This window comes from Ensifer sp. NM-2 (assembly GCF_003024455.1).
GTDB lineage: Bacteria > Pseudomonadota > Alphaproteobacteria > Rhizobiales > Rhizobiaceae > Ensifer > Ensifer canadensis.
The window spans coordinates 1-22092 of sequence record NZ_PVZR01000005.1 but is presented as its reverse complement, the minus strand read 5'-3'; the positions used below and the strand labels follow the sequence as shown (position 1 = coordinate 22092).

The window sequence follows — 22092 nt, the reverse complement described above, 5'->3', positions numbered from 1 at the left end:
GTCGCGCCGGTTCTCCGGCCGGCGGTCAAACGGTTAAAACTAACGGGCCCGCCAGGTGAAGGTAGGAGCAGAGAGCCACAGTCGAGATGACGAGCGAGACCGTCTGCGAAACCAGTCGGGCGGCCACGAGCGAAAGCCCGATCCCAAACAACACCGCCGCGACGCCAAGCCAGAGGCCTTGATAGCTGAACACCAGGCCGAGCGCAGTCAGGCCGACGGATGTGTGGACCGTTGTCCGCACCGCGTTACCGCGCGCCTCCTCAACCTGTTCGTTCAATCCGGAAGTCGCTCCCTTGACACTGAACCCTATCGAAACGCTCAGCAACAGCGATAGCAACAATCCATTCCACATCGTCTGCCCAATCCTTGAGTTCGTGCTTCAGAAGGAGGAAAGCAAAAGCCGGGCCAGGCGGCAACATCCTGGCTGCGGCGCGCTCGAACCCTATGCCAGGAGACCGGATTGCCGGAAAATCCGGCACGTGAGCAGAGAGCTTGTCCATTCGATGTGCAGATTAAGTAATCGCATACAAGGCTTCGGCGTGATCGCCTCGATGAGTTCAAAGGCGGCAGAGCATGGGGTAGCCTGGCACGCTGGTCCAGAAACCTGGGGCGGTTCAAAACCGCCGAGGCTCTAGTCGCAGCTGGATGAAGATTCAGCGGCAGGTCCTTGACGAGCGAGCATTCTTGGATTGCCCCTCGTTTCACTAGTCCGCCCATGACATTCTCAATGCTGACATGAAGTATTTGGTTTCATGAGCCGGGAAAGAAATTCACCCCTCAGGGATCACAAGGCAGGTCATGTGCCGATAACTGCGGGAACTCCGGGGTAAGCGGTAGAACGTTGCTCTCGAACCATTGCCCATTTCTCCAACGATCCACCCGTCACAATTAGACTTCGAACCGAATGATGCCGACAAAAGCCCAAACAGACCACTGTGGGACTGGGCTCTGCAGCTAACGAAACACCATCCACAACTTTCGTTGTGAATGGCGGTCTGTTTTTCGATAAAGCCGTGCCCACCTGGCAGGGTCTGACAGCGTTAGTACTGGGCACGATAGACCAGCGGTACCCAGTCATAATTGCTCTCATCCCGACGAACGTGGCCGATCCCAGGAAACGCATGATGGGCACCGGCGACCAAATACCGCTGATCAGCGGCTTCGGCGAACGCGGCTGCCCGGGTCGATGCTGCTGCGCTCTGATCCACGTCGAATTCGACAGTCACTTCCGGATGATCATACTGGAGAACATCGCCATGGGCGATATCACCCCAGAACACGATCTTTTCGCTATTGCTCTCCACGACGATACCGCTGTGACCAGGTGTATGACCGGCCAGCAGGATTGTTCCAAAACCGGCAACAGGCGTACCATTGTCATCGAAGGTTTCAAATTTGCCGGCGTCGACATAGGGGCCGACACATTTCTCAGCCTGAGCGATCTGCGGGCCGAGCACCTTGTCTGTTTTAGCCTTGGGATCTGCGTTTAGCCAAAACTTGGCCTCTCGCTGGTTGACATGTAGGACGGCGTTTTCATACACGCGGCTGCCGTTGGCAACGAGCCCGCCTGAGTGGTCGGCGTGGATGTGGGTCAGAATGACGTCGTCGATGTCGGAAACGTTGTAACCCGCTGCACGGATATTGGTCGCAAGCTTGCCCAACGCCGGGCCCATCAGGTCGCCCGTGCCGGTATCGATGAGAACCAGGCGCCCGCCCATGTTGACAAGGTAGGCATTGACAGAAGTTTCGCTAGAGCTCGATTGAAACCGGTCAGTCAGGTAAGTGCCGATCTCCTTTTCATCCATGTTTCTGTAGATTTTGGACATCGGCAGCTTCACCGTGCCGTCGGAGAGGGCGGTAATCTCGTAGTCGCCGAGCTTTATCCGATAAAAGCCAGCGGCTTGCGTGCCGACGATGGGCGCCTTGGCAAAGACGCCAGCCGGAAACGCTGCCACGGTCCCGGCGGCGACCGCAAATCCAGCTGTGTTGATGAGAAGCGAACGGCGTGTGTGCATTAAAAAACTCCAGATGCTGTCAGGTTTCCAGAACTCAGGCCTTGAACTGACCTGGAGAGCAAATATGTTCCGGGGCATCAGCACGCAAATCGATGCAGGTCATGACAACTATCGATCATTTCAATCTTCGCTCCTTCGATCTCAATCTCCTCGTCGCTTTCGATGCGTTGATGGCTGAAGGAAATGTTACGAAAGCCGCGCGACGCTTGAAAATCCAACAGCCAGCGATGAGCCATTCGCTTTCGACGTTGCGCGTGCTGTTACAGGACGAGTTATTCATACGCGTCGGACAGGTTATGCAACCTACCGCGCGAGCCCGGAGCCTCGCCGTGCCCGTGCGCAAGGCGTTGCGGCAAGCCCAATTGGCGCTGACAGGCGGCGAGGAGTTCGATCCGGCTACAGAGGAACGAATTTTTCGCATTGCAATGTCTCCGGAAATCGAACTCTTGCTTATTCCGGATTTGACGGCGCGTTTGCGACGGCTCGCTCCCGGCATCAAGATACTCGCGCGCGTCTTCCCGTACGAGGCGATGGAGCCTTCCCTTGAGGACGGGTCGATAGATCTTGCCGTTGGCTGCACCTATACCCTGACAAGCCGCCGATCGTTTGAGAAGCTTTACGAGACGGGAGTGGCTTGTTGCTTCAATCCAGACCTTATCGCACTGTCTAATCCCGTCGGACTTGACGAATATCTGTCCGCTGAACATTCGACTATATCCCAGAATGAAACCTTGCATGGGTGCATCAAAGATGCGCTGGAGATTGCGGGGGTGGATCTCAACGTTGTTGCAGCGGCACCAGGCTACATGTCCGTTCTGTCCGCGGCGCAGCTCAGCCCCGTCATAGCCACAGTGCCTGCGCGGATTGCCGAACGATACGGGCCGCTATTGGGATTGGAGGTCAGCCCGTTGCCAGTATCATTGACCTTCCCGCCCGTGAACATGGTTTGGGCAAAACACTCCGACAGCGACGCCGCAAATTACTGGGTTCGACAGCAGATCCGCGACAGTCTCGCGAGCAACGGCGTTGCCGATAGGTTTGAACGGCCTGTTGCCCCGATCTCCAACCCTTGAGCCGGCGGGAGCGCTGGGCGCGAGGCAGTTGACGGTGACCTTGGTGGGCGAGCCGGCCCGAACAGGCCCGCCTCGGACGCACTCGCAGACATTGGTGACTTCTGGCTGTTCGTCGTCTCTTGCGCTCAGTTGAGCTCTTGGGCGAGCCCGATGAGAAGTCCTTCAGGCCCACGGACGTAGCAGAGGCGGTAAGCGTCTCTATACTGGACTACTTCGCCTACGAGCTGCGCGCCGCGGGTGCGGAGCCTTTCAAGCGTCTCGTCAATGTCGTCCACGGTGAACATGACGCGCAGGTAGCCTAGGGCGTTAACCGGAGCGTTCCGGTGATCTGCAATCACAGGCGGGGAGAGGAAGCGGGAGAGCTCTAGCCGACTATGGCCGTCTGGCGTGCGCATCATGGCAATCTCGACATGCTGATCGCCCAGCCCAGTGACACGTCCAGCCCATTCCCCTTCGATCGTGGTCCGCCCTTCGAGCTCGAGGCCGAGTTCGCGAAAGAAATCAATCGACCCTGCCAGATCTTCGACGACGATTCCTACGTTGTCCATCCGCCTGAGCGCCATGTGTCCAATCTCCAATGTGTTGCTCCAGACTACAAGGTGTCGCTCGGTCCAACAACGGACGCTTGAATTGCCTCGTTTCCGGCGGCCATCGGACCTATTTTCGCTGCTGCCCAGATCAGAAGCTCGGATCACGGGCCGTCCGCCGAATTGTCTTTTAGAAGCGAGCTCGAATCCACCGCGCGCAGATGTCCGACGTCGAGCGCATCCTGTTTTCGCAGCAGTCCTCATAAGCCACGAGCGGGCGATTCGCGGGCTCGTCATGAACACTGGCTTCAAAGTCTGTCGCCGGAGAGGCGCGCAGCATGACCTACGACGCGCAATTTCTTCCGCCCGGACTACGAGAGTCGACCTGCTGGACGAGGCCAGTCAGATCTAGCCTTGGACGCCTTGGATGCGGGTAGGCCGCGGTCTGACAAGCGTTCAAATACGCCCGCTGCGCGCAGAGGCGGCATTAGCGATATAGGCGCTGTATTATTTGCGCTTGCTCACCAACAAACTGAATAAGCGCTCGAAGCCGTGGAAGTCGTCGAAGATCCTGATGATACCCGAACCAAGTATCCCTTCCAGGGGGAGCCTCCGACACGTCGACACGCTTCAACCCCTCCATCGAGTCCCCCAGCGGCCTCGGAAGAACGGCCATACCTGCACCATCTGCGCATAACCGTGCCTGAACATCGCGATTATTGCTTCGCATGGAAACGTCCGCATTCGGGAATCGACTCTTAATCCAACCGACGTCGGGCATGCTTCCAAATGCCTCGTCCATAATGATCACACTAAATCCTGCTCCGGAGCCGGGCGAAGGGTCGTCCGATCCTTTGGCGACATACAGGCCATAGGGAATATGCAGTAGCTTGCGTGAAATGACTTCCGGCTCGGTGAAGGACCGTATCCGGAAAACCAGATCGGCTTCGCGACGCGCCAGGTTCAAAAGCCTGGCGTCAGTGAGAATCTCGATGATTACATTGGGATGCACACGTCTGAAGTCGGCAAGGATGGGGGCGAGAACATGGACGCCGAACCAGTCAGAGCAGGATATCCGCAAGGTGCCGGACAACGTGTTCTCGGTACCCGCAAGTTGGCGCTGGAGTGCGATCGCCTCCTCCTCCATCCGTTCGGCGTGCCCCATTACGACGGTGCCCTCATCTGTCAGGACAAACCCGTCCGGTGTGCGCTGGAACAGCGAGTGGCCGACCGCGGCCTCAAGGGTTTTTAGCCGTCTTCCCATAGTCGGCTGCGTCAGGCCCAACTTTCTCGCGGCCGCACCCAGCGTTCCTTCCCTCGCGATCGCAAGGAAAAGACGAATGTCGCTCCATTCCATCATCACTTACGACCCATTCAAAAATGCATGATCAACATACAATCTATATGATGTCCATTCGGAAGCTTCCAGAGCAAAGTGCTGACATCAAGTGAAAGGGATCAATCCTATGGGCACGATGAAAGCATTAGTTCTTGAAAATCACGGTACCGAATTCCGCGTCGCGCAGATTGCACCACCGGTTTCGGACGAAGGTCAGGTGCTCGTCCGCGTAAAGGCGAGTGGCGTAAATCCATTGGACACGAAAATCCGCGCTGGTGCAGCCGCTCACGCCCGTCATCCGCTTCCCGCAATCCTGGGTATCGACCTTGCTGGGATTGTTGAAGAAGTCGGTGTAGGCGTGACTGGGTTTCGCCGCGGAGATGAAGTCTACGGCATGACAGGCGGTGTAGCCGGCGTTCAAGGTTCGCTGGCAGAATTTGCGGCCGTCGATGCGCGGCTGCTGGCCATTAAGCCATCTCACCTTTCCATGCGTGAAGCGGCTGCGCTACCGCTCATCTTCATCACGGCGTGGGAAGGCCTCGTGGACCGTGTGGGCGTCCGGGCTGGCCAGAAGGTGCTCGTCCTCGGTGGCGGTGGCGGGGTCGGACACGTAGCAGTTCAGATTGCCAAATCGTTTGGCGCGGATGTCTATGCAGTCGATGTAGCGCGCAAGGCTGACTACATCAAGAGCCTCGATGCGACGCCGATCGACTATGCCACAGAAACAGTGGAAGAATACTCAGTCAAGTATACGCAAGGACAAGGATTCGATGTCGTCTACGACACCCTTGGCGGCGCTGGCCTGGACACTGCGTTCAAGGCAGTCGCCCGCTTTGGGCATGTGGTTAGCTGCCTCGGCTGGGGCTCGCACGCCCTCGCCCCGCTTTCATTCAAGGCGGCGACATACTCCGGCGTGTTCACACTGCTTCCGCTACTCACTGGCGAAGGTCGTGAGCATCACGGGGACATCATGCGGGAAGCAACGCGCCTTGCAGAAAGTGGTCAGTTGATGCCGCGTCTCGACGATCGGTCCTTCACACTTGAGAATGTGATGGCGGCCCACGAGCTGATTGAAGCCGGCAAGGTTGACGGAAAGCTCGTCATAGACATCGCTTAAAGGCCAGGGTCCCGCGTCATCATGGCCGGGACCCGTTTGCCTTGCAATCCCATCGAGTTCTGCATACACCCAGACGCGAGGATGTCCTTCTCTTTGTCTCGCTCGCAAAAGATCATGCGGGACGGCTTGGTGGAACAGATCTGGTGTGTCTGGTTTAGCAGCAAAGGACCTTTCGTTCGAACGGACCGTGATCCCGACGGCGAACAAGACTGCCTCCGCGCCGACGCGAGGTCTTCCATTCAACTTCGCCAGTCCCGATCGATGTGGCCTTCTTCGGCTTTATGAAAGTATTGGGAGCATACCAGCCAGCCTTTCAAAGGCCTCAACAGCACGACACATGCTGCCGTGGTTAAAGGTAGAGTTGAAAGATGTACCCAGAGCGAGGGCTCGAATGTCAGTTGGAGCCACAGAGCGAAAGCAAGCGCGGGAACGGCCACGATACTCATGGCGAAAAATGCGGGCCGTCCGCAGGGTCAGCGAACGCATAGTCCAGACCACTGACCTCACAAGACGGCGCCAATGACAGGAGCCCGTTAAACAGGTGTCCCCGTTGACAACGCGGACAACGCCCCTTGAATCCGGTGAGCTCAGGATTGGTAGTCTCGTTGTAGTCGATGGTCATGTATCCGTTCCCTCACCATCGAAATCGAGATGGATGTGCTGTTGACGGCTAGCTGGCCTCGGCCTTGGGTGGCAACGCCGCTGCAAACTCGTCACGAGACGTCGGGTTCCCGTCAATCATCTCGTAGACGGCCTTAGAGCGGCCAAGGGTTTCCATTAGCGAGGATGGCCCGGCGAAGGGTTGCCCGCCAATGTGCCAGCCATCGGTGTGAAGCTCCTCTATCAGAACCCAGGTAACGGAACGGAACGCCTCGGAGCCTTCGAACTTGACCATCACATCGGTGATCGCCTTCGCCAGCGCGTGTTTTTGGGTGCTTGTAAACACACCATCCACGAGTTTGATGTTCACAAAGGGCATCGTATTCTCCTCAAGGTTCTTTGGTTGGGGGAAAGGCGACAGGGCCGACCCCCATTAATCGAGGTCAACAACAAGTTTGCCATTGGCCTTTCGGGTCTCGATTAGCTCGTGGGCGCTGGCAGCGGTCTCGAGCGTAAATGTCCTCGGGTCGAGGCGTGGCGACACCTTCCCTGCCTCCACCAGTTTCGTAGCCTCCCGCATGATATCGCCATGGTGCTCACGCCCATCACCGGTCAGCAGTGGGATCAGAGTGAAGACACCAGAGTAGGTAGCAGACTTGAATGAGAGGGGAGCCAGGGCATGAGTTCCCCAACCAAGGCAACTCACCACATGTCCGAATCGGGCGACGGCCTTGAATGCGACGTCCAATCCCGCGCCGCCGACGGTGTCGTAAACGACATCGAATCCTTTGCCGCCTGAGTGCTTTGCAACGTAGGTCTCAACGTCATCGGAGGAATAGTCGATCGGCGTTGCTCCCAGGCTGCGGAGGTAGTCTCCCTTGCTCCCCGAATCGACGGCACACACGTTAGCTCCCAACGCCACTGCGATCTGGACAGCGATATGCCCGACGCCCCCGCCAGCACCAATTACGAGAACTGATTGTCCAGCCTGAACGTTCACTCGGTCGACGAGCCCCTCCCATGCAGTGATGAAGATCAGTGGCAGTGCCGCCGCTTCGCGCATTGAGATGTTCGATGGCTTGATTGCCAGAAGGCGCTCGTCAACCGCCGCGTACTGCGCAAGTGATCCTTGATTACCACCCACACCTCCGGCCATCCCGTAGACCTCGTCACCGGGAGAAAGCCTCGTCACACCCTCACCAACCTCCTTCACGACCCCGGCAAGATCGATTCCAAGTATCGCAGGCAATTCATGTCGGGCATGCGCCGCGGCTCCGGCACGGATTTTAGTATCCAGGGGATTCACACCGCTAGCCCAGATGCGAACCAACACCTCGCCAGACTTGGGTACCGGATGCTCCAATTCAGAAATCCGGAAAGGACCATTCGCGGCTTCGACCACCGCTGCTCGCATCGTCGGCATCTCGCGTCTCCTTGTAGCGTTCGTCGGGGGAGACTGTGCGCCAACTTCCTGGTGGCCGAAATCATATATACCTTTAGATGCGCGCTTTCGGCGAAGTGGCAACCGAGCCCGGCGGTTGCAATTTCAGGTTAGAGCTCTCGCCCTAATGGAAGATATGATTTCGGATTTTCAGCAGAGGTGTACCTTATAGGAAGAGCTGATCAGACATGATCGAGCGGGTCGTTGTCACTTGGTATCGGGAGCGAAAGTTTGAACAAGCTGCTCGACAAAGCCATCGTTGCTCATGGGGGGCTGACAAACTGGGGCGCACATAATGTTGCGAAGGCAACGGCTTTACTGGGTGGCGATTTATGTGTGAATTTTGGCAACCTGGCGCCTCGACAGATAACTGTCTTCCCGCAGCTGCAACGAGCGGTCATTGAACCCCTTGGATGCGTCAATTGCCGAAGCGACCTCGAACGCAACCGCTTGTCCATCCTGGGTGACGACGGCTCCCTTGTTACCGGAGTCGAGGACGTGCGTTCCGCGCAATTGCAATACGACTTCAAACTGCCAGTCGATGCATTGGTCGGAGTTTTGCTGGCATGCTCCACTGTTAGATCGTTTTTGACCGCTCCATTCCATTTAATGCTGGAAGGTGTCGAGGTATGTGAGCTTGTTCCCTGGAACGAAGGTGGAAACCAATGGCGGGTTCTCAGGGCCCAGTTGCCGCCGGACCTTGCAACCGCTGCCCGCGTACACGACTACTTCTTTGACGGCAACTTCCTCTTGCGCAGGCATGACTACCATGTCGATGGCGACGCGGGCATAACCATCACGGAATTGCTTTCTCACTACGAAGAGTGTCATGGGGTCAACATACCAACGAAGCTACGTGGGTACCCTCGCCTAGCAGACCTCACGCCCGATTTGTCTCGCTTGATGATATCCATCGATGTAAGCGGTCTGGAATTTTCGGTCGCCTAGAGTTCGCACCCACCCACGCAGTTGCAGGGGGCGGATATGGTGGACACTGGTGATTTCCGCCTCGGTCAAAAGGAAGAATGCGATGAAGGACCTCACGCGCTGTGTCGTGACACCCCACGTAAATGCCGAAGGCTTCGCAACGTTCGGGGTTGGAGTGCATCGTGCTTCAACGATCGTCTTCGACACCGCCGAGGATTACGCAAACCGCGGACAACGCGGACCTGACGGCTACAGTTACGGTCTTTACGGGACACCGACCACCAGAACGCTCGAGGCAAAACTGACAGCTCTCGAGAACGGTGCCAGAACATTCCTCGTGCCCTCGGGCCAGGCGGCCAACGCGATTGCGATGCTTCCATTTCTCAAGGCGGGTGACGGCATCCTCATAGCCGATTCCGTGTACCCCCGGTGCGCGATTTCGCCAATACGGAACTCGCGCGCTTCGGTATCGAGGTTGCCTACTACGATCCCGTCGATCCATCCGATCTCGTCGCTAAAATCAACGCCAGAACCAAGATAGTCTGGTGCGAATCTCCTGGGTCGACGACAATGGAAGTCCAAGATCTTCCCATTATTGCGGACATAGCCCATCGGCACGGGGCACTGGTTGGCTGCGACAATACCTGGGCGACACCTCTGAACTACAAACCCCTGACGCTCGGAGCAGACATCGTCACAGAGGGGCTGACCAAGTACATTTCGGGGCATTCAGACGTACTGCTGGGATCGTTGACGGTCCGCGACGAACAACTAACCGCTCCGATACGGTCAACGCTCGGACGAATGGGGATCTGCGTGTCACCGGATGACGCCTCTTTGGTCTTAAGAGGACTAGAAACGCTCGGCGTTCGCATGAGACATGCAAGTCAAGGTGCCCTGCAGTTGATCGAAAGGATACAGGCAGCGGAAATCGTGGAACGTGTTATCCATCCAGCATTGCCGACCGATCCTGGCCATTCGATCTGGAAGAGGGACTTTCTTGGGGCGTCAGGTGTCTTTGGCGTCGTTTTCAAAAGAGGCCTGTCCGATCGCGTCTCGCCTTCTCTCAATGTGCTCAAGACATTTGCGATAGGGGCATCCTGGGGCGGAATGCGCAGTCTCATTGCGCCCATGCCTGTCAAGGCCTACCGCACGGTGCGGAGGTGGGACGCAGATGATCTCGTCTTGCGCATAAGTGTTGGCCTTGAAGATCATCAGGACCTTGTCGATGATATCGAAGCGCTTCTCGCCGAGATTTCCAGATGATGACAGCACGGACACTTGGGCCTCCTGGCTCAGGCGATCTGGCTCTGGTCTGCCGGCTTAGCCGAGTCCTGTTTTCACATCGAGGCGGGCCTTCGTCGCCCACTATGGCCTCAGGCAGCTTTCGGGAGTGCCTGAGCATGAACCGAATCTTCCTTTTCTCAACCGAACCTCCGTTCACCCAATTGCGGGTTTCCCTGACAGGCCCGACCTGGGCTGAGCCTCAATGTAAACCGCTGAGGTTGTCATGAAGCCTTTGATTTGACGGCATCCATCACTCGCGTGGAATAAACGAGTCCTGCTCCAGCGTTGACGCCAATAGCCGTCCCGAGCGCCTCGGCGATCTCTTCGCGCGTCGCACCCGCTTTAAGCGCGGCGTCGGTGTGAACAACGATGCAGCCATCGCAGCGCAGCGAGACCGCAGCCGCTAGAGCGATCAGTTCGTTGACCTTGCTACCCAGCAGATTGGTCTTACGGGCCGCTCCGCCGATTGCCTGGTAGCCTCTGATCACGTCCGGACTCAGTGCGGCGATTTCGCCGACCCCCGCAAGCACCTGCTGATGATAGGCATTCCAATCGATCATAGACATCACATACCCTCGTGATTTCGCAACTCAGACGCCATGATAGACAAGGCGCGTGAAGAACTCGGGACTGATGACGAACTGCCCCCACTTTGCGTCGAAGTCGGCAGTCGGTTTCGCGGCAATGATCTCGTCGATGGGCTTTCCCTTGGACTTCAGCTTTGCCACATTTCCGCGGATGTCGACGAGCATCGTACGGTAGTCACTTAATTCGGACTTTTTGCTGAGAGGCTGACCGTGCCCCGGAATGACAACTGTCTCTTCGGTGATGTTAGAGAGAATGTCTTCAACCGCCTTGATCTTGCCGTCGATCCCTCCACCAGTCGAATAGTCGATGAATGGGTAAATGCCGTTCCAGTACAGGTCTCCGGTGTGAACGATGTTTGCCTCGCTGAAGGTGACCGAGATGTCGCCGTCGGTATGCGCGTTCGGATGGTGCTTCAGCATCAACGTTTCCTTGTTGAGCTCCAGCGACATCTCGTCGCCGACCGTCTCCGACGGCACCGCGGCGAGCGGCGGGCGTGGAAACTCGAAGTCCCAGTCGTCCACCCTTTGAACGGTCATCAGATGTTTCCTGGTGTTCTCGTGCGCGCGGATCGCGGCCCCTTCGGCGTTGAGCCACTCATTTCCATCCGTGTGATCGAAATGCCAGTGTGTGTTGATCAGGTGCTTGATCGGCTGTTTTCCGAGGCCGGATAAGGCATCGAGTATGCGAGGACGGGACGCGGTTATGCCTCCATCGATCAGGACCTTTCCGTCGCCCCCGGTCAGCACTGCTATGTTCCCGCCTGAACCTTCAAGGATCGAAACGCCCGCCTTAGTTTTGTGAACCTTGATCGGCGCTTTTGCCGCTTCATCGCGGATCATGTCCACGATACCTTGGGCTTTCGCGAAAACCTGCCGGGGACTTAGCCAGCCTCCGGACGCCGCGAACGTGGAGGCTGCCATGCAGCATAGACAAAACCCGCGGCGAGAAAATTTGAAGTCTTGGGTCATCACAGATCCTTTCGGAAACGGGCGGGGCGGCTCCAGGGGGCTTGGGGTATCACCTGAAGCCGCCTTTCCCGCCGGGCGATCATGCCTGGAAAAACGCCAGCAGATCGGGATTGATAATATCGGGATGTGTGCTGCACATACCGTGCGGCAGCCCCTTGTAGACCTTCAGCGTACCGTGCTTCAGTAGCTTGACCGACAGGAGGGCAGCGTCGGCGATCGGAACGATCTGGTCATCGTCGCCGTGCATTACCAGAACCGGAACATCGATCTTCTTCAGGTCTTCAGTGAAGTTTGTCTCCGAGAAGACCTTGATGCATTCATAGTGCGCGATCGCTCCGCCGATCATTCCCTGCCGCCACCAATTCTGGATCAGCCCCGGGAACACCTTGGCGTCCTTCCTGTTGAAGCCGTAGAAAGGACCCGTGGGAACGTCGAGGTAGAATTGCGCGCGGTTAGCTGCGAGTTGGGCGCGGAGATCGTCAAACACTCCGATGGGCAAGCCACCCGGATTGTCGTCGGACTTCAACATCACCGGCGGAATAGCAGAGATGATCACCGCCTTGGCCACCCTGTCATTTCCGTGTTGGGCAACGTAGCGAGTGACCTCGCCGCCTCCCGTCGAATGCCCCACATGGATTGCATCACGCAGGTCGAGCGCCTTTGCAAGCTCCGCAACGTCGGCCGCGTAGGTATCCATGTCATTGCCCGTCGCGGTCTGCGTCGAACGGCCATGTCCGCGCCTGTCGTGGGCAATTACCCGATAGCCCTTGCTGAGGAAGAAGAGCATCTGGTTGTCCCAGTCATCGGCGCTAAGCGGCCAACCGTGATGGAAGACTATAGGCTGGCCCTTTCCCCAGTCCTTGTAGAAAATCTGCGTTCCGTCCTTAGTCGTGATCGTGCCCATTGTCTTTTCCTCGGCTGATCGTTGCTGTGTCGTCTGTCCACTCGCGGTCAATACCGGAGCAATTGCTGGAAACCCTAGAAGGGAGGCTCCGACGGCTCCTGCAGCGCTGCCCAAGACGGCACGCCGTGAGATCGGAGGAAGCTCTGTTTTTCGCTCTGCCATGAACCTTCATCCTTCAGTGGGCTGTCGCTCGGACGGCGGCTGGGACAGCGAGCTTGACGGGATTTCATTCGCGTGCGTGGGTCGCTTGCGGTGCTTTCGATGTTAGACAGGAGGCTCAGATCGGCCAATCATATGTTTCCGTTAGTCCTGGAAGCGCAGCTAGCCTGATCATACTGATCAAAGTATAGTTTCGCCGAACCTTGAGGGGTGCCAACCAGGGAGACTGTCGTGAGGGGCCCTGAAATACGGCAATACGCACCTGCACTTGCGACGGGATGCGCCGGAACTGCTCTGGGGATATTCGAACAGGAGCCGTACGGTGTGCTGTTCTTAGCCCTTGCGGCACTCATGCTTGTCAAACGCAGGCAGGTCGCTGTGGCAATTGCGTTGCTCTTGATTGTCGTCGGCGCTCTGATCGTTTTCCTATCGTCCGATGGGTTCGCCTCCATAGCCCGACCGACGGCGTTTCTGTTGTGTGCTCTGGGCGCCTTCTGGCTTGCGAGCATTTGGCGAGCGCGTGCTGATGTCGACCAACACCTGCAAGACGCGAAGTTGATCGTGGAAAGCATGCCGGGGTTAGGCTGGGCCACTGACGCTAAGGGAAACTTCGTCTACGTGAACCCAAGCGTCGTCGAGTACGTCGGCAAGCGTACCGACGAATTCAACGCGACAGGGCGAACCGGGCTGGAGGCCGTTCACCCCGACGAGGCCGAACGCGTAACCGAGGCTTGGCTTACGAGCATGAGGACCGGAACCTCCTTCGAGTCAGTTCATCGCATAAGACGGGCAGACGGCGACTATCGCTGGTTCCACGCCTACGGCCGCCCCCATCTCGATAAAGAGGGCAACATTCTCGGGTGGTTCGGAACAACAATCGACATCGATGAGAAGAAGCGCGCTGAGCAGCGGCTGGAGGATAGCGAAAGGCAGCTTCAAACACTGATCGATACGATGCCGGTGATGATATGGTGCGCCTCCCCGTCGGGCGTGCCGATCTACCAGAATCCCAAGACCCTGGAGTACCTTGGGGCGACATTCGAGGAGATCAGATCGAACAATTTCGGTGTCGTTCATCCGGATGATGCTGAAGGTTTTCAGTCGGCGTGGGCGGCCTGCGTCGAACGAAAGGCATCACTCTCCCTGGTCTGCCGATTGCGATATAAGGACGGCACCTACCGTTGGAACAGGATCGACGCCGCCCCGCTCCTCAGCGAGGAGGGTGAAATCATCGAGTGGTATGGGACCAACATCGATATAGAGGAGCTTCATCGGACGCAGGAGGAACTCCGGGCGAACGCAGACCGGCTGAGATTGATGCTCGACACGCTTCCCGCCTTTGTGTGGTGCGCGAGCCCGGAAGGTCAGCCAACCTATTTCAACGAGCCTTTGATGGAGTATTCCGGGGTGACGCTCGAGGAGCTTCGTGGGGTAAATGGTTCAGGCTTCGCGCCGATGATCAGCAGTCTCGTTCACCCGGCGGACGCGCCTTTGTTGCGACATCGCTTTGAGCAATCCTTCAAGTCCGGAGAACCCATTGCTCTGAAATACCGCCATCGTTTGGCCGACGGCCATTATCACCTTGTCGACTGCAGGGCACGTGTCCTGCGCGACTGCCAAAGCAGGCTGTTTCAGTGGTATGGCGTTATTGTCGATGTCGAGGAGGAAACGCAGGCACAGGCACAGCTTCAGAAGGCCCAGCATCAGCTTGAACTCGCGACGCGTGCCGCCAGTTTATCTGAGTTATCCGCTTCGATTGCCCACGAATTGAACCAACCATTGGTGGCCGTCGTCACCAATAGCAGCGCCACCGAAAGCTGGCTCAGTGCGACACCACCAAATATCGAAAGGGCGAAGATCAGTGCCCGAAAGGCGGCAGATGCCGCGAACGACGCAGGCGAAGTGATCAGCAGAATAAAGGCTCTCTTCAGGCAATCGGGCGGGGCGAAAAGCCCGGGAAACATCAACGAAGTCATCGAGGAGGCCTGCACGCTGCTGCGCGAAAGGATTTCGGGTTCGAAATGCGATCTGCGAACTCGCCTGGAGCCGGACCTGCCGACGGCGAACTTCGACAGGGGCCTCATCCTCCAGGTGCTTGTCAATCTCATTCAGAACGCGATGGATGCGATGGCGACATTGAACGGGGCAATACGATTACTGGAAATCCGCTCGCGGTTCGATGACGGGACAATCCTCGTGGATGTGCGGGACAGCGGGGTCGGGCTACACGACAACGAGAAGATATTCGAACCATTCTACACCACGAAGCATAACGGCATGGGGATCGGGTTGTCGATCTGCCGAAGCATCGTCGGCGCACACGCCGGAAAGCTATGGGCTTCGCCCGCGGAGCCCACCGGCACGGTATTCAGCTTTGCACTCCCCTTGTCCGGAGAATAACCGATGTACAGTGAGGATCATGCAGTCTTCGTGATAGACGACGACAAGCGCGTCCGGGACGGACTTTCCGAGCTCCTGGAATCGTGGCAGGTCAACGTTACGACGTTCGCAACGGCGCAGGAATATCTGGATGCCCCAAAGCCCCAGAACCCTTCATGTCTCGTACTCGACATACGGCTGCCAGATATCGACGGTTTCGAGCTCCAAGCGCGGTTGGCGGATGAACCGCATCCTCCGATCATTTTCATAACGGGCCACGGGGACATACCGATGACGGTCCGCGCGATGAAGCTGGGCGCAGTCGATTTCCTTGCGAAACCGTTCAGGGAGCACGACCTGCGCGCTGCGATCGAATTGGCACTCGCGCGCGACCGCGAGGCGCGACACGATCGAGCCGCACTCAGTGAACTACAATCTCGGCTGGAATGCCTTTCCGCCCGGGAACGCGATGTCCTCCCACTCGTTGTAAGTGGGTTAATGAACAAACAAGGTGCCGCCGAGCTTGGAATAAGCGAGATCACCTTCCAAATCCATCGAGGCAACATGATGCGCAAGATGCATGCCGACTCCTTGGCCGACTTGGTGCGGATCGCCTCCAAACTCAGCATACCGATTACGCACTCCCGACATGGAAACTGACGAATGATAGCGCAGGCGATCCATACCTTTGCAATTGTGGATGACGATAAGCGGGTTCTTGAGGGGCTGCGTGAGCTTCTTGAGTCCGTAGGTTATCTGGCCCGTACCTACAGGTCGCCGACGGCTTTTCTCTCGAGTGGAGACCTCTCCGCGTGTGACTGCGTAATCACGGATATCAGCATGGGCTCGATGGACGGGTTCGAGTTGGAGCAGGCGGTCAGAGGCCGGGAACCTGAAATGCCGATGATACTGATGACGGGTCGCAGCGATATCGATGATCGTGGTTTCGCAGGAGCCGATGACCGCAGGGTCTTTATGCGAAAACCACTGAACAGCAAAGTGCTTCTCCAGGCGATTACGCGGCTTCTTGCATTTCGGCAATGATCGGGGCCGCCCGGCCCACCTTAGCCTCGGCAAGGCTTTTCCTGTAGTGGCTGGGCGCGGTCCCCATCACCTTTCTGAAGGCCTTGGTGAAGGCCGCCTCGGACTGGTAACCCACGCTCCGCGAGATGACAGAAAGCTTGTTTGCATTCCCCTCAATCAGTCTGGCAGCCTGGAAAATTCGCCATTCTGTCAGATACGACAGCGGAGCTTGTCCGACTAGATCCTTGAAGCGGGCGGCGAAAGCTGAGCGCGACATTCCAGCCCTACTTGCGAGTTGACCCACCGTCCACGGCACTTGTGGCTCCGCATGCATGGCTTCGACCGCCAAGACCAGATTCTTATCGGAGACGGCCGCCAGCCATCCAGTCTTTGGCGTCGACCATTGTTGCGCAAACGCGCGGATCGCATGAACGAAAAGCAGTTCGAACAGGCGTCGCACGACGGCATCCGAACCCAGCCCAGGAGCATCGGCTTCTGCCGCGAGCAACTCAAGCACCGACTGGAACTGTTGGCTCCGGCTCTGCTCCGATTTCAGGTGAAGCAATCTTGGTAGCACATTCAGCAAGGGCTGGGCGTCAAGCTTTTCGATCTCGAAAAAGCCGCTGATGAAAGTCGTCGTGGCGCCACCTCCTCCGAACTGAATGCGGTTGCCCACCCGAAGGGTCTCGACATCAAGACAGTCCGCCGTGCGCGAGTCTGCATGATCGTAGACCTGGTAAGGTTCGTTCCCGAACATGATGAAGACGTCGCCTGCGCGCAACGATACCGCATCGGGGTTTTCCCGTGTGGTCAGGACTCCTGATCCGCGGACCACGAGAACGAATTTGATCGCCGGATCACCGTGCGAGGCAACGCCCCAGGGCGCAGTCGCCTCCAGCGTCGTGAACTTCGCTTTCCTAATTCGCATCGAAGAGAAGATGTCGGTCAAAGGGTCCAACTAAATGTTCCTATTATGGACGATCGAGCCAAAACTTGGGACGATCGAGACTGAAGGCTCTTGCTGTTCGTCGCTATATGGTGACCCGAAAAGGAGATTCCAATTGCAAAACCATCTCGCTCTGGTCGAAACCATACGCACATTGAAAGCACGTTATTGCCGATACGTGGATACGCAGAACTGGCCGGAATTCGCTGCGTTATTCGCACCTCAACCGTCGATACGCTTTATCGGCGAGGACGGTGTCACAGTCGCCGCGTTTGACTCCATTGATGAGTTCCTGGCCGTCACCAAGAACTACCTCGCTGGGGCCCGGACAATCCATCAGGTCCACAATGACGAGATCGACGTCGTTTCGGAAACGGAAGTCCGCGCCATCTGGTCCATGGAAGACTACCTGATTTTTCCCGATGTCAATGATGGCCGTCCCGCCTCGATGCACGGGTACGGCCACTATCACGAAACATGGCGGCTCGAAGGCGGACAGTGGCGCTTGGCGCACCTGGAGCTTCGCCGCACGATCCTAAAAATCAAGCCGAAGGAGAATGCGGCATGACCACCAATCCCATCAACGTCGGCATCATCGGCGTCCATCCGGACAAGGGCTGGGCCAACACAGCCCATATCCCCGCCCTGAAAGCGTTGCCTGAGTTTCGCATCGCGGCTGTAAGCCACAACAGGCCGGAAATAGCTCGCGCGTCTGCCGAGAAGTTTGGCGCGGATAACAGCTATGGAACGACGGATGAACTGGTGAATGACCCGAACGTCGACCTGGTTGTCGTGACCGTCAAGGTTCCACATCACCTTGAACTCGTCACCCTGGCCCTGGAAGCAGGGAAAGCGGTTTTCTCGGAGTGGCCGCTGGGCATGAACCTGCCCGACGCCGAAAAAATGCTAGCACTGGCGAAGAGCAGGAATGCATTTACGGCGATCGGGCTTCAAACGCGTTCGGTTCCGGCCATCAACTTCATCAAGGATCTGATCAAGGACGGCTATGTCGGCGAGGTCCTGTCTGTTTCCATGATCGGTTCTGGCATCATCTGGGGTGAGGAGATCAACGAGAGCTACCTGTACACCCTGGATATGGCAAATGGAGCCTCGATGTTCCACGTGCCGTTCGCGCACACGCTCGACGCGACCCTCTACGCGCTCGGGTCGAGACTGAAGTCCATCAGCGGCGCGCTGTCGAACAGCCGAGCGATGACGCGAATAGCGGAGACGGGGAAAGAAGTTCCGTTGACAGCGCCAGATCAAATCATTGCCGCTGGCTTGCTCACGAACGGCGCAGCCCTCAGCGCACATTTCCGCGGTGGCCTCTCGCGCGGCACGAACTTCCATATCGAGATCAACGGTACCAAAGGCGACCTCATTCTGACCAGCCCCGTCGGCTATGTCGGGCTGGGCGGCTTCACTGTTAAAGGCGCACAGGGGGACGGGCAGATGCAGGAATTGCCTGTGCCGCCTCTCTACGAGACCCTCGGCTTCGAGGATGGGTTCAGCCAAAGCGTCGGGGTCGCCTATTCCCGCATCGCGTCTGATATGAGAAATCACACCAAACTGTCTCCCACCTTCGAAGACGCTGTGAACCTGCATCGCGTTCTGGATGCCATCGCCTCTGGCAACGGGGAACGGCGCGATGTCTGAGAAAATGCAGGCCCTCGTTGTCACTAGACCCGGCGGACCCGAAGTGCTTGAGGTGCGCGAAGTCGACTGCCCTCGGCTAAGGGACGAGCTTGATGTTTTGGTCCAAGTGAAGGCAGCCGGGATCAATCCCGCTGACTGGCAGAACAGGAAGAACGGAGCTGTTTACGACAGCGATGGGAGGTCCCAGAAAGAACCTACGATCCTCGGAATTGACGGCGTCGGCGTGGTGGTGGAAGCCGGACGAGAGGTAGTGAACGCCCGAGTAGGTGACGAGGTCTGGTACGTGGACGGCGGCTACGCCGGAAACCCGGGAAGCTATGCCGAATACAAGGTCGTCCGTTCAGACTATGTCACCGCGAAGCCGGAAAAGCTGACCTTTGTGGAAGCCGCTGCCCTGCCAGTGGTGGCCCTCACCGCATGGGAGGCCGTGTTCGAGAAGGCGACGGTAAGCCCAGGTGATCATGTCCTGGTCCACGGCGGCGCGGGCGGGCTCGGGCATATCGCAATCCAATATCTCGCTTCCCTCGGAGCCAGGATCGCCACGACCGTCTCGAACGAGGCAAAGGCGGAATTGGTGAGAGTGCTCGGTGCCGAACTCGTAATCAATTACCGGACGGAAAGCGTTGAGGAGGCCCTTGAGGCGTGGCGGGGCGAACCGGGAGCTAACATCGTGTTCGACTTTGTAGGACATGGCAACTTCTCGGAGAGCTTCAGGCATACGGCTGCGTATGGGAGGCTGATCAACACAGTAGTGTCGGATTGGCCCGCCGAGGGAAACGGGCAGGCCGAGTGGAAAAACCTGGACATCAGCTTCGTCAACATCGGTCTGCCGCAGATAGGCCGCCACCATGCACATCGCCTTCGCCAAACCGCCGCGCTCGCCCAGATCGCCGAACTCGTCGATCGGGGTGGCTTGCGGGCGCACATTGACAGGGTGGTACCCTTCACGGGTGTCGGTGAAGCGCAAAGGGCACTCGAAGCAGGCGAAACTCTGGGCCGCCCGGTCCTTTTGATCTCAGGTGGATAAAGCCATGAAACGATGGGAATATCGGCCGCGGGAGAGCGGTTTCGCGCTATGTGATGTCCCGATCCTCAGTGGGGCATTAAAGGCCCTGATGGCTTGGAGGCACGGTCCGTCGGTTGCAGCTCTCGGAACCTAATATGAACCCATAATTGGCGGGATCTGCCCAGTGTGTAGGTTGTTCGGGCGGGGCACCAATGAAATTGCAAAATCCCTCGCCTTAACCGCCAACAAGGGAGCCATGACATGTCAACCGCCAATCACGCAATCACTATCGATGTGCCGGTTAGGCTGAAGTCGGTAAAATCCGTTCACAGCATCGGCTCGCTTCAATTTGAGGGGGATTTGCCTGCCGCCATCTTCCACCTTCAACTGATTACGAACGATATTGCGGACTGGGGCGCTGAGGCCGAAGTGATAGTGGTATTCCACACAAACGCGGGACACCTCACTTTGCATGACGAGGCGTACAACGGCTCACGGAAGATCGCAGCGGGGAATCCCAACAAGAACTTGATCGCCGATTTGGTGAAGCGGGGTGTCAAGATAGAGCTCTGTGGGGCCACCGCGGAGGCGAACGGGTGGGGCAATGCAGACCTTCTTCCGAACATAAAAATTAACACGGATGCGATGGCGCGAACAATCCAGCTTGTTCAACAGGGATACGTGAAAATCACTGAGGCTTAGTCGCGGGGGCGCCGCCCCGGCGGAGCGGCGTACCGACCGCTCCGCCACATTTGTCAACATCAAACGAGAACGGCAGGCAATGTCCCTGCCCTGGTTAAAACACCAGTCAGCCGATCGACAACGCGCGGCCCGTCGTCGGGTCGAACAGATGCATCTGGTTCATGTTGAACGACAGCGGCATCGTGGATTTGGGCTTCGGATTGCTTTCGGGGTCGATACAGGCGCACATGCCTCGATCGCCGATGGAAAAATAGACCATAGTTTCAGGCCCGAGTGGCTCTACCAAATCGATCTTCGCCTGGATTTCGGCAAAGCCCGGGCGCTGCTGCCGCTCACTGATCGACTCTGGTCGAATGCCGAAAGTGACGGCCTTGCGACGTGGCGCCCATAGAGCTCCGTTCGCGCTGCTGGCACCGGCAACGAACTACCGTCCTCAAGCTGCACGAGCAGGCCCTTAGCGTCTGAAACGACGGTTGCAGGCATAAAGTTCATCGCCGGCGAGCCAATGAAACCTGCAACGAAGTGGCTGACCGGCCGATGATAAAGCTCTTGCGGCGGTCCAGCCTGTTCGACGCCGCCATTCATCACTACCACACGATCAGCCATCGTCATGGCTTCCACCTGATCGTGCGTCACATACCCGTCGTCGTCGGCAACAGCTGGTGCAGCCGTTTGATCTCGGTCCGCATCTGAACCCTGAGCTTTGCATCAAGGTTCGAGAGCGGTTCAGCAAAGAGGAAAACCTTTGGATTACGCACGATCGCCCTTCCCATTGCGACGCGTTGGCGCTGACCGCCGGACAACTGACCAGGGCGGCTGCACCTTGGATCAGATTGACGAAAGGCCCGCCTCGATGGGAGCTTGCGACGCGTTTGCCCAGGCTGCTCGATTCAACGTGCCATCTGCAAAGCGTCTTCTACTTCGGCAATATCGTTGGCGATGACGCTGCGCATCATGCGAGCAAAAGCGATGGCCAAGGGAGAGTGCTCGCTACGCGGATAAATGGCTGAAAAGTCGAAAGTCAGTTCCGGCGTAAAGCGGCGCATGACGATGTTCGTACGATCAGCGCCGAGCACTGAGAAGATATCGGTGACCCCAATGCCGAGGCCGCGCGCGACATAGCTGGGCACGGTGTTGGAAAAAAGCGTCTGTATGACTGTTCCGCCCCTGATGCCGGCGCTCTCCAGCGCCGCCTCGATCTGGAGCCGAAGCAGGCTACTAGTTCCGAGCGAAATCAGTTGCTCTTGATGAAGGTCAGTCACGGAAATCGACGCCTTCGCCGCGAGCCGATGGTGTCTGGGAACAAGACAGATTGCCGACGATGTGGGCATCGGCAAATGCTCAATGTCAGTACGCTCTGTCGGCACGCGCCCGAAACCTATATCGAACTCGTTCCTTTGGACCGCATCGATGATGTGATGCGAGGTGTCGGAGT

The 22092-nt window shown here is 57.6% G+C and carries 21 protein-coding genes and 3 pseudogenes; 11 read left to right on the top strand and 13 right to left on the bottom strand.

All coding sequences use genetic code 11. The features are described 5' to 3' along the window. Positions 1-25: 25 nt before the first annotated feature. Both C6558_RS11700 and C6558_RS11695 read right to left on the bottom strand, forming a co-directional pair. On the bottom strand, positions 26-277 hold the full coding sequence (locus tag C6558_RS11700) for a hypothetical protein (protein ID WP_146160879.1): 252 nt from the start codon (positions 275-277) through the stop codon (positions 26-28). A 763-nt stretch (positions 278-1040) separates the two neighbouring features. Beyond that, positions 1041-2015, bottom strand: coding sequence for an MBL fold metallo-hydrolase (locus C6558_RS11695; protein WP_057209177.1), 975 nt, complete (start codon positions 2013-2015; stop codon positions 1041-1043). Positions 2016-2116: 101 nt separating this feature from the next. Here C6558_RS11695 and C6558_RS11690 point away from each other — a divergent pair, with 101 nt between their 5' ends. After that, a complete protein-coding gene (locus C6558_RS11690; RefSeq protein ID WP_057209208.1) occupies positions 2117-3088 on the top strand; it encodes a LysR family transcriptional regulator in 972 nt (323 codons plus the stop codon). 125 nt (positions 3089-3213) lie between these two features. Here C6558_RS11690 and C6558_RS11685 read toward each other — a convergent pair whose 3' ends face one another. Together C6558_RS11685 and C6558_RS11680 are read right to left on the bottom strand one after the other, a co-directional pair. Then, the gene (locus tag C6558_RS11685) at positions 3214-3651 is read right to left on the bottom strand and encodes a VOC family protein (protein ID WP_057209180.1); all 438 of its coding nucleotides are present in this window, start codon (positions 3649-3651) and stop codon (positions 3214-3216) included. A 451-nt stretch (positions 3652-4102) separates the two neighbouring features. Then, complete coding sequence (locus C6558_RS11680; RefSeq protein WP_057209210.1) at positions 4103-4972, bottom strand: LysR family transcriptional regulator; 870 nt, start codon at positions 4970-4972, stop codon at positions 4103-4105. A gap of 109 nt (positions 4973-5081) precedes the next feature. Here C6558_RS11680 and C6558_RS11675 point away from each other — a divergent pair, with 109 nt between their 5' ends. Then, positions 5082-6071 (top strand): zinc-dependent alcohol dehydrogenase family protein, encoded by a 990-nt coding sequence (locus C6558_RS11675; RefSeq protein ID WP_199196999.1) that lies wholly within the window; start codon positions 5082-5084, stop codon positions 6069-6071. 239 nt (positions 6072-6310) lie between these two features. On the opposite strand, the pseudogene C6558_RS11670 reads toward C6558_RS11675, so the two are convergent. The 3 genes and pseudogenes from C6558_RS11670 to C6558_RS11660 form a co-directional block, all read right to left on the bottom strand. Then, positions 6311-6693: pseudogene (locus C6558_RS11670) on the bottom strand (DUF983 domain-containing protein). Positions 6694-6741: 48 nt separating this feature from the next. Then, positions 6742-7050, bottom strand: coding sequence for a 4-oxalocrotonate tautomerase family protein (locus C6558_RS11665; RefSeq protein WP_025431004.1), 309 nt, complete (start codon positions 7048-7050; stop codon positions 6742-6744). 54 nt (positions 7051-7104) lie between these two features. Further along, entirely contained in the window at positions 7105-8094 is a 990-nt protein-coding gene (locus tag C6558_RS11660; protein ID WP_057209184.1) for a zinc-dependent alcohol dehydrogenase family protein, read from the bottom strand. Between the two features lie 249 nt (positions 8095-8343). On the opposite strand from C6558_RS11660, the gene C6558_RS11655 reads away from it, so the two are divergent. Continuing rightward, on the top strand, positions 8344-9060 hold the full coding sequence (locus tag C6558_RS11655) for a hypothetical protein (RefSeq protein WP_057209216.1): 717 nt from the start codon (positions 8344-8346) through the stop codon (positions 9058-9060). Positions 9061-9142: 82 nt separating this feature from the next. Next, positions 9143-10305, top strand: a pseudogene (locus C6558_RS11650) (PLP-dependent aspartate aminotransferase family protein). Between the two features lie 242 nt (positions 10306-10547). Here C6558_RS11650 and C6558_RS11645 read toward each other — a convergent pair. The 3 genes from C6558_RS11645 to C6558_RS11635 all read right to left on the bottom strand — a co-directional run bounded on the left by C6558_RS11645 (position 10548) and on the right by C6558_RS11635 (position 12786). Then, positions 10548-10892: a carboxymuconolactone decarboxylase family protein gene (locus C6558_RS11645; RefSeq protein ID WP_025431008.1), complete on the bottom strand. Its 345-nt coding sequence runs from the start codon at positions 10890-10892 to the stop codon at positions 10548-10550. Between the two features lie 24 nt (positions 10893-10916). Beyond that, positions 10917-11882: an MBL fold metallo-hydrolase gene (locus C6558_RS11640; RefSeq protein ID WP_371412257.1), complete on the bottom strand. Its 966-nt coding sequence runs from the start codon at positions 11880-11882 to the stop codon at positions 10917-10919. Between the two features lie 79 nt (positions 11883-11961). Then, positions 11962-12786 (bottom strand): alpha/beta fold hydrolase, encoded by an 825-nt coding sequence (locus C6558_RS11635; protein WP_057210962.1) that lies wholly within the window; start codon positions 12784-12786, stop codon positions 11962-11964. A gap of 510 nt (positions 12787-13296) precedes the next feature. On the opposite strand from C6558_RS11635, the gene C6558_RS11630 reads away from it, so the two are divergent. From C6558_RS11630 to C6558_RS11620, 3 genes are read left to right on the top strand one after another with little or no spacing between them, the layout of a single operon-like run. Beyond that, positions 13297-15345, top strand: coding sequence for a PAS domain-containing protein (locus tag C6558_RS11630; protein ID WP_057210981.1), 2049 nt, complete (start codon positions 13297-13299; stop codon positions 15343-15345). Between the two features lie 3 nt (positions 15346-15348). Beyond that, positions 15349-15984 carry a response regulator transcription factor gene (locus C6558_RS11625; RefSeq protein WP_057210964.1) on the top strand — a complete coding sequence of 212 codons (636 nt, stop codon included), beginning with the start codon at positions 15349-15351 and terminating at the stop codon, positions 15982-15984. Positions 15985-15987: 3 nt separating this feature from the next. Further along, the gene (locus C6558_RS11620) at positions 15988-16368 is read left to right on the top strand and encodes a response regulator transcription factor (protein ID WP_057210966.1); all 381 of its coding nucleotides are present in this window, start codon (positions 15988-15990) and stop codon (positions 16366-16368) included. On the opposite strand, the gene C6558_RS11615 is transcribed toward C6558_RS11620, so the two are convergent. Then, the gene (locus C6558_RS11615) at positions 16340-17305 is read right to left on the bottom strand and encodes an AraC family transcriptional regulator (RefSeq protein WP_082523787.1); all 966 of its coding nucleotides are present in this window, start codon (positions 17303-17305) and stop codon (positions 16340-16342) included. The genes C6558_RS11620 and C6558_RS11615 overlap by 29 nt on opposite strands. 103 nt (positions 17306-17408) lie before the next feature. Here C6558_RS11615 and C6558_RS11610 point away from each other — a divergent pair, with 103 nt between their 5' ends. The 4 genes from C6558_RS11610 (at position 17409) to C6558_RS11595 (ending at position 20657) form a co-directional block, all read left to right on the top strand. After that, a complete protein-coding gene (locus C6558_RS11610) occupies positions 17409-17861 on the top strand; it encodes a nuclear transport factor 2 family protein (protein ID WP_082523788.1) in 453 nt (150 codons plus the stop codon). Next, entirely contained in the window at positions 17858-18949 is a 1092-nt protein-coding gene (locus tag C6558_RS11605) for a Gfo/Idh/MocA family protein (protein WP_057210967.1), read from the top strand. Before C6558_RS11610 ends, C6558_RS11605 begins: the two co-directional genes overlap by 4 nt. Next, positions 18942-19976, top strand: coding sequence for a zinc-binding dehydrogenase (locus tag C6558_RS11600; protein ID WP_057223497.1), 1035 nt, complete (start codon positions 18942-18944; stop codon positions 19974-19976). Before C6558_RS11605 ends, C6558_RS11600 begins: the two co-directional genes overlap by 8 nt. A gap of 240 nt (positions 19977-20216) precedes the next feature. Beyond that, on the top strand, positions 20217-20657 hold the full coding sequence (locus tag C6558_RS11595; RefSeq protein ID WP_057210971.1) for a DsrE family protein: 441 nt from the start codon (positions 20217-20219) through the stop codon (positions 20655-20657). 106 nt (positions 20658-20763) lie between these two features. Here C6558_RS11595 and C6558_RS11590 read toward each other — a convergent pair. Together C6558_RS11590 and C6558_RS11585 are read right to left on the bottom strand one after the other, a co-directional pair. Continuing rightward, positions 20764-21472 (bottom strand): annotated as a pseudogene (locus C6558_RS11590) (ABC transporter ATP-binding protein); the annotation flags it as partial. A gap of 75 nt (positions 21473-21547) precedes the next feature. Then, a partial coding sequence (locus C6558_RS11585) for a LysR substrate-binding domain-containing protein (RefSeq protein WP_245449154.1) occupies positions 21548-22092 on the bottom strand: 545 nt, incomplete at its 5' end.